This window comes from Mesorhizobium sp. P3_A9 (assembly GCF_056402975.1).
The window spans coordinates 22,408-28,997 of sequence record NZ_JBFUGJ010000044.1 but is presented as its reverse complement, the minus strand read 5'-3'; the positions used below and the strand labels follow the sequence as shown (position 1 = coordinate 28,997).

Annotated in this window: 7 protein-coding genes and 1 pseudogene; 3 read left to right on the top strand and 5 right to left on the bottom strand. The window is 65.2% G+C overall.

The features are described 5' to 3' along the window. Positions 1 to 81: 81 nt before the first annotated feature. Positions 82 to 384 carry a hypothetical protein gene (locus AC1DX0_RS09910; protein ID WP_477222722.1) on the bottom strand — a complete coding sequence of 101 codons (303 nt, stop codon included), beginning with the start codon at positions 382 to 384 and terminating at the stop codon, positions 82 to 84. Positions 385 to 564: 180 nt separating this feature from the next. Here AC1DX0_RS09910 and AC1DX0_RS09905 point away from each other — a divergent pair, with 180 nt between their 5' ends. Together AC1DX0_RS09905 and AC1DX0_RS09900 are read left to right on the top strand one after the other, a co-directional pair. Beyond that, positions 565 to 927, top strand: coding sequence for a hypothetical protein (locus tag AC1DX0_RS09905; RefSeq protein ID WP_477222723.1), 363 nt, complete (start codon positions 565 to 567; stop codon positions 925 to 927). A gap of 104 nt (positions 928 to 1,031) precedes the next feature. Continuing rightward, entirely contained in the window at positions 1,032 to 1,610 is a 579-nt protein-coding gene (locus AC1DX0_RS09900; RefSeq protein WP_477222724.1) for a flagellar basal body-associated protein FliL, read from the top strand. 200 nt (positions 1,611 to 1,810) lie between these two features. On the opposite strand, the gene AC1DX0_RS09895 is transcribed toward AC1DX0_RS09900, so the two are convergent. The 4 genes and pseudogenes from AC1DX0_RS09895 to AC1DX0_RS09880 all read right to left on the bottom strand — a co-directional run bounded on the left by AC1DX0_RS09895 (position 1,811) and on the right by AC1DX0_RS09880 (position 5,558). Continuing rightward, on the bottom strand, positions 1,811 to 2,824 hold the full coding sequence (locus AC1DX0_RS09895; protein ID WP_477222725.1) for an ABC transporter permease: 1,014 nt from the start codon (positions 2,822 to 2,824) through the stop codon (positions 1,811 to 1,813). Further along, entirely contained in the window at positions 2,821 to 3,903 is a 1,083-nt protein-coding gene (locus AC1DX0_RS09890; RefSeq protein WP_477355161.1) for a sugar ABC transporter ATP-binding protein, read from the bottom strand. Before AC1DX0_RS09890 ends, AC1DX0_RS09895 begins: the two co-directional genes overlap by 4 nt. Next, positions 3,877 to 4,305: pseudogene (locus AC1DX0_RS09885) on the bottom strand (ATP-binding cassette domain-containing protein); the annotation flags it as partial. The pseudogene AC1DX0_RS09885 and the gene AC1DX0_RS09890, both read right to left, overlap by 27 nt. A gap of 305 nt (positions 4,306 to 4,610) precedes the next feature. Continuing rightward, positions 4,611 to 5,558: a substrate-binding domain-containing protein gene (locus AC1DX0_RS09880; RefSeq protein ID WP_475459377.1), complete on the bottom strand. Its 948-nt coding sequence runs from the start codon at positions 5,556 to 5,558 to the stop codon at positions 4,611 to 4,613. A 330-nt stretch (positions 5,559 to 5,888) separates the two neighbouring features. On the opposite strand from AC1DX0_RS09880, the gene AC1DX0_RS09875 reads away from it, so the two are divergent. Further along, positions 5,889 to 6,587, top strand: a complete 699-nt coding sequence (locus AC1DX0_RS09875) for a RibD family protein (protein ID WP_477222726.1) — start codon at positions 5,889 to 5,891, stop codon at positions 6,585 to 6,587. Positions 6,588 to 6,590 lie beyond the last annotated feature (3 nt).

Below are 6,590 nucleotides of genomic sequence, written 5' to 3'. Positions count from 1 at the left end.
GCAATTGGCTTTTCGTCCGCTAACGCGGACCGCTTCTCACCCCACAAGGGGAGAAGGAAAAACCAGCGCCGGCGCTCCCCCTCAAGCCCGCCTCGACTCCTCCACCAACACCTCGCGGTCGCTCAGCATCTGCGCTTCGCTGCGCACGCGCTGGCGCTCGTCGATGAACGCCGCCTGGATCGACACCGCCGTGCCCGGCAGCCCGTCGGCGCGGCAGGCCGAGCAGACGATGCGCCCCGACAAGGAGGCCAGCGGCGTGTTGCCATTCACCCCGAACCGCTTCAGCTGGTCGGGCCGCCACCACCTGTTGCGGCCGCAATCGGCGCATTCGACCGAGATTGAGGCGACCTGCGCGATTACTGCTTCCTTGCCCGGTAATACCATCGCCCCTGCTCGCCTTTTGTTCGTGATTTGTTCTTATATTCCTGCGTTTCGAGCCAGGAGTCGAGTCGCCGTTTTAACACTTTCCCAAAAGTTTCCCTTCTGCACGTTTTGAGTTATGCTTATATATACTCGCAAATATGAGTCGGCAGGGAATTCGCCGCATCAGACCCGGGAGCAGTGATGGATGCCGCCGATTTCGCCCGCGCCTGCGGTTACACCGGCGACAGCCCTGCTTTGCTCGAAGCCTTCCAGGCGATCCGCCGCAACGGCATTGCGCAGGCCCGCCACGACCATTTCAGGCGCAAGGCCGTTATCGACGCGTTGAAGCAGTCGGAGCTGCTGTTCCTGGCCGCGATCGACCCGGCGCTGTCTGCGGAAGAAGCCATCGAGGACACCGCCCGCTTCATCGCCTGCTGGCGCAACATGCCGCGCTGGCGCCAGGAGCGTCGCCTGCCCGACCTCGTCAGGGCAAGGCAGCAGCGTCTTGTAGCGCGCTTCTTCCGCCGCTACGGCCACCGCCTGTGGGCGCGCGATGCGGCCTGAGGCGCTTCGCATCTTGACCACCCGGCTGGCCTGGCGCCGCGCCGGCCCTGATTCCGTCGGATTGCTGCGCTGATTGGTGCTTCGAAAACCAGGGAAGGACCACCATGAATCGCTTTGTTCTCGCCGCCCTGTGGGTGATGGCGTTTGGCTTGTCCGCCCACGCCGCCGGCGACAGCACGACCGGGCTTGCCGACACCACGGTGCTGATCGTGCGCCATGGCGAAAAGCCCGACAGCGGCCCCGGCCTGTCGCCCGCAGGCGAAGCCCGCGCGCAAGCCTATGTCGCCTATTTCCAGCCCTTCATGCTCGACGGCACACCGTTCCGGCCCGACATGCTGGTGGCCAGCGCCGATTCCAAAAACAGCGCGCGCGAACGACTGACGCTGACGCCGCTCAGCCAGGCCCTGAAATTGCCGATCGACCAGCGCTTCGCCGACCACGAAGTCCAGAACCTGGTCGCCGCGCTGTCGACCGAAAGCCACGGCAAGTCGATCCTGATCGCCTGGCATCACGGCCAGCTGGCCAAACTCATCAAGGCCTTCGGCGCCGACCCCAAGACGCTGCTGCCGAACGGCAAATGGCCTGACGATGTCTTCAACTGGGTGGTGGTGCTGCGCTTTGATCATGGCGGGCAGCTGGTGCCGGATTCGGCGCGGGTGATTGAGGAGAAGCTGCCGGGGTGAAATGGATTTCGGCTGGCGCGAGGCACCCCCCTCTGGCCTGCCGGCCATCTCCCCCGCAAGGAGGGAGATTGGCAGTTTCAGCCTTGTGGCTCTTCCTGCAACGTTAGCGCTTAGCGAAGGCCGTCATGACATCCGATCTCCCCCCTTGCGGGGGAGATGTCCGGCAGGACAGAGGGGGGTGCCTGGGCGCAAACCTCTCCTCACCTTCGCACCCTCGACTTCAGCCAGCGATCAAACGCCACCGCCAGGATCAGGATCAGCCCGATCACGATGCTCTGCGTGTAGGACGACACATTGTTGAACTGCAGCCCGTTCTGCAGCACGCCGATGAGCGCCGCACCCACCACTGTGCCGCCGACCGAGCCGATGCCGCCGAACAGCGAGGTGCCGCCGATGACGACGGCCGAAATCACCGTCAGTTCGTAGCCGATGCCGGCAACCGCTTCGGACGAATTCAGCCGCGCCGACAGCACGAAGGCGGCAAGGCCGGCGAAGAAGCCGACGATGACATAGACCGAGACCAGGATGCGGTCGACGCGCAGGCCTGACAACCGTGCGGCCTCGGCATTGCCGCCGACGGCATAGACGGCGCGGCCATAGCGCGTGTAGCGCAGCACGATGTGGCACAGGATGGCGGCAATGGCGAAGATGATCGCCGGCACCGGCACCGGGCCGATCAGGCCGGTGCCGAACCAGCGCATCGAGGCGTCGAAGCCCGAGATCGGGCCGCCATTGGAGATGGTCAGCGTCAGCCCGCGAAACACCGTCAGCCCGCCCAGCGTGACGACGAAGGGCGGCACTTTCAGCCTGGTGATGGCAAGCCCCTGCACGCCACCGGCCGCAGCGCCGACAATGACGGCGGCGAGCAGTGCCGCGAACCAGCCATAGCCTTGCGTGCCTGACGTCGACAGCGACAGTGTGTTGGCGGTGCCGCCCTTGGCGACGACGGCGGCGACCATGCCGCAGAAGGCGAGCAGCGAGCCGACCGACAGGTCGATGCCGGCGGTGAGGATAACGAAGGTCATGCCGAGCGCGATCAGCCCGGTGATCGAGATCTGCCGCGTGATGTTGAACAAATTGATCGGATCCATGAAGCTTGGCTTCAGCACGGTGAAAACGACGATCAGCGCCGCCAGGAACAGCAGCGGCCCGAAACTCATCAACAGCCGGGCGAAATTGATGCCGCCACGCTCGCTCTGTTCCGTCACGCTCATCGTGCCTGCCTCTCGTCCTGTGGCTTCCTGTCGAGCGCCATCAGTTCCATCAATCGTTCCTCGTTCGCCTCGACGCCCGGCATCTCGCCGGTGATGCGGCCCCGCCGCATGGTGACGATGCGGTCCGACACTGCCAGCACTTCGGGCAGTTCGGACGAGATCATCATCACCGCAATGCCGCGCGCCGCAAGCTGTACCAGAATCTGGTGCACCTCCGCCTTGGCACCGACATCGACGCCGCGCGTCGGCTCGTCGACGATCAGCACTTTTGGATCGCGCGCCAGCCAGCGCGCCAGGATCACCTTCTGCTGGTTGCCGCCCGACAGGCCCTCGATCGCCTGCTCGGCCGAGGCCATGCGGATCGACAGCATCTTTCTGAAACCCGACAGCGCATCGCGCTCGCGCCGCTCGGCCATGAAGCCAAAACCGTTGCTGAAGCGCCCGAGCGAGGCGACCGAGAAATTCGGCAGGATGCCTAGCGCGGCAAAGATCGCTTGGTGCTTGCGGTCTTCCGGCACCAGGCCGATGCCGAGCGCGATCGCATCGGCCGGCGAGGCCGGGGCGATCTGTTTGCCGTCGAGCGTGATGGTGCCCGCCGCGATCCGGTCGGCGCCGAAAATGGCGCGCGCCAGCTCGGTGCGGCCGGAGCCGACGAGGCCGGCAACGCCGAGGATTTCACCGGCCTTGAGATCGATGTCGACACCGTCGAGCACGATGGCAYGCGGCGCCTCCGGATCGCGCACGGTGCGCAGACCGCGCACCGACAGCACGACATCGCCGGCGACGGCACGCTGCGCCGGCCGCGCGTAAAGTTCGGAGGCAGCGCGGCCGACCATCTTCTCGATGATCCGCGGCAATTGGATCGGCCCGCCCTGGCGGTCGAGATGGCCGGCCAGCCGGCCGTCGCGCAGCACCGTCATGCGGTCGCAGATGGCGGACGCCTCCTCCAGCCGGTGAGTGACGAACATGATGGCGACCTTGTCCTGGCGCAGCCGGTCCATGATCGACAGCAGCCGCTGCACCTCGGTCTCGGTCAGCGCCGAGGTCGGCTCGTCCATGATGATCAGCCGGCTCTTCAGCGACAGCGCGCGGGCAATCTCGACCAGCTGCTGTTCGGCCACCGACAGCGCCGACACCGGCGTCATCGGGTCGATGGAAAGGCCGACGCGGGCGATGATTTCTCGCGACGACGCCTCCATCCGCCGCCAGTTGACCAGCCCGAGCGGCCCGACCGGCGCGCGGCCGATGAAGATATTCTCCGCCACCGTCAGCGTCGGGATCAGGCTGAGCTCCTGGTAGATGGTGACGATGCCGAGCCGCTTGGCATCCTGCGGGCTCGATGGCGCGTAGTCGGCGCCATCGAAAGTGATGCGCCCGCTGGACGGCGGCATGACGCCCGACAGGATTTTCAAGAGCGTCGATTTGCCGGCGCCGTTTTCGCCCAGCAGGCCGAGGATTTCGCCGGGGCGGATGTCGAGCGAGACGTCGCTCAGCGCGGTGACGCCGGAAAAATGCTTGGTGACGCCCTCGACGGCGAGCAGGACGGGTGCGGCTTCAGCCAATGATTGCTTCCTCGATGCGGTTCATGCTGGTCCCGTCGCGCTTGAACACCCCCCTCTGTCCTGCCGGACATCTCCCCCGCAAGGGGGGAGATCGGCAGTGTCTTTGACGGCGCTTGTCCTGCAACGTTTTGGCGAAAGCAGAATGAACAGCCAATCTCCCCCCTTGCGGGGGAGATGCCCGGCAGGGCAGAGGGGGGTGCTGTCCYGCCGGCCTCTCCAATCCCCTACTTCGTCTCGCTCAACCTCTCCGCCTTATCAAGATTGTCCTTGCCGATGACGATCGGCGTCAACAGCACCAGCTTCTCCTTCGGCTCGGTCTTGTTCTTGGCGTAGGCGACCGCGATCTGCACGGCGGTGCGCGACTGCTGGCCGGGGAACTGTTCGACCGTGCCGGCGAGCTTGCCGTCGCGCACGGCAACCAGCGCCTCGGGCAGCGCGTCGAAACCGTAGATCTTGACGTCGGTGAAGTTGCGCGCAGCACACGCTTCGAGCGCGCCGAGCGCCATGTCGTCATTGGCGCAGATGATGGCGTCCGGCTTGCCGTTGGCGGCAAGGCCGGCTTCGGTCACCGACAGCGCTTCGGCCCGCGCAAAGTTGGCGGTCTGCTCGAAGATGATCTGGTACTTGTCCTTCAGCGGATCGAGCACATTGTGCACGCCCTTGTTGCGGTCGATCGCAGGTCCCGCACCCGGCTGGCCCTGCAGATGGAACAGCTTGGCGCCATTGGGGAACGCCGCCACCATGGCCTGCGCCTCGGCCTCGCCGCCCTTGACATTGTCGGCGCCGACATGGGCCAGAATGCCCTCGACGCCGTCGACGCGGCGGTCGATCGTCACCACCGGAACGCCGGCCTTGACCGCTTCCTCGATGGCCGGCGCCAGCGCGTTGACGTCGAGCGGCGAGATGACGATAGCGTTGACCTTCTGCACAAGTGCGGCCTCGATATCCGCGGTCTGCTTGGTGGCCGAGTTCTGGCCGTCGCTTTCGGTCAGGTTGACGCCCTGGGCTGCGGCTTCCGCCTTGATCTCGTTCAGCATGTGCACGAAGAACGGAAAGCCGAGATTGGGCACCGAGCCCAGTATGGTGAGCTTGTCCTCGGCGAATGCCGAAGGCGCGGCCAGCATCATCGCGCCCGCCGCCACGGACGTCATCAGGAATTCGCGTCTGTTCATGGTTGATCCTCCTCCACAGAGACGCATAATCCCCAAGACCGGGATCGGTCCTGAGAAGGGATCATGCGTCGGTTCAAAGTGTTGGAGCATCCTCCGTGCGCAAGACAGCGCATGCCGCTCCAGCTGATATCCGTTGCAAAAACTGCCTCCCATCGGCATCAGCAAATGGATGCTAACCCAGGGTCAACCATTTGTGCAACATCGATATAACAGTGTTTGATGGCCAATTATCGGAATTGTCGGAATTTTGACCGAGCCGGCCTGTCCGGCTTCCATTCTCCGGCCACGGCCCTAGTTTGAACCACGCCCAGCCCATCTCCGGAGAATTGCATGAAGCCGCGCATCATCTGCCATATGCTCGCCTCGCTCGACGGCAGCCTGCATCCGAGCCGCTACACCACGAGCCCGGACGGGACCCGGGCGGAGTGGTCAAGCCTCTACGAGCAGATCCACGGCGATCTCGAAGGTGACGGCTGGATCGTCGGCCGTGTCACCATGGCGGAGATGAGCAAGGCCGGCGCGCACCCGCCGGCGCAATTCGGCAAGGTCGAGCGGCCGCACCATTTCGCCCAACGCGATGCGGGCAGCTTTGCCGTGGCGCTCGATGCCTCGGGCAAGCTCCACTTTGCCAAGCCCGATGTCGGCGGCGACCATGTCGTGGTGCTGCTCGGGCACGGCGTCTCCGACAGCCATCTGGCCGAGCTGGCCGCCGACGGCGTGTCCTACATCGTGTCGGAAACGGCTGATATCGACCTCGCCGCGGTGCTCGATGTGCTGGCGCAAGAACTCGGCATAAGCCGGCTGCTGCTCGAAGGCGGCGCCGGCATCAACGGCTCCTTCTTCGCAGCCGGGCTTGTCGACGAACTCAGCCTGCTCGTCGCGCCCGCGCTCGATGCGCGGGCGGCAAACCAGGGTTTTGCCGAGTTCGGCGAAAGCGGCCTGGCGGGCAAGATGCAGTTGTCGCTGACAAGCTGCGAAACCCTCGCACATGGGCTCATCCATCTGCGCTACGCCGTCAGCCCCTGCTGAAGC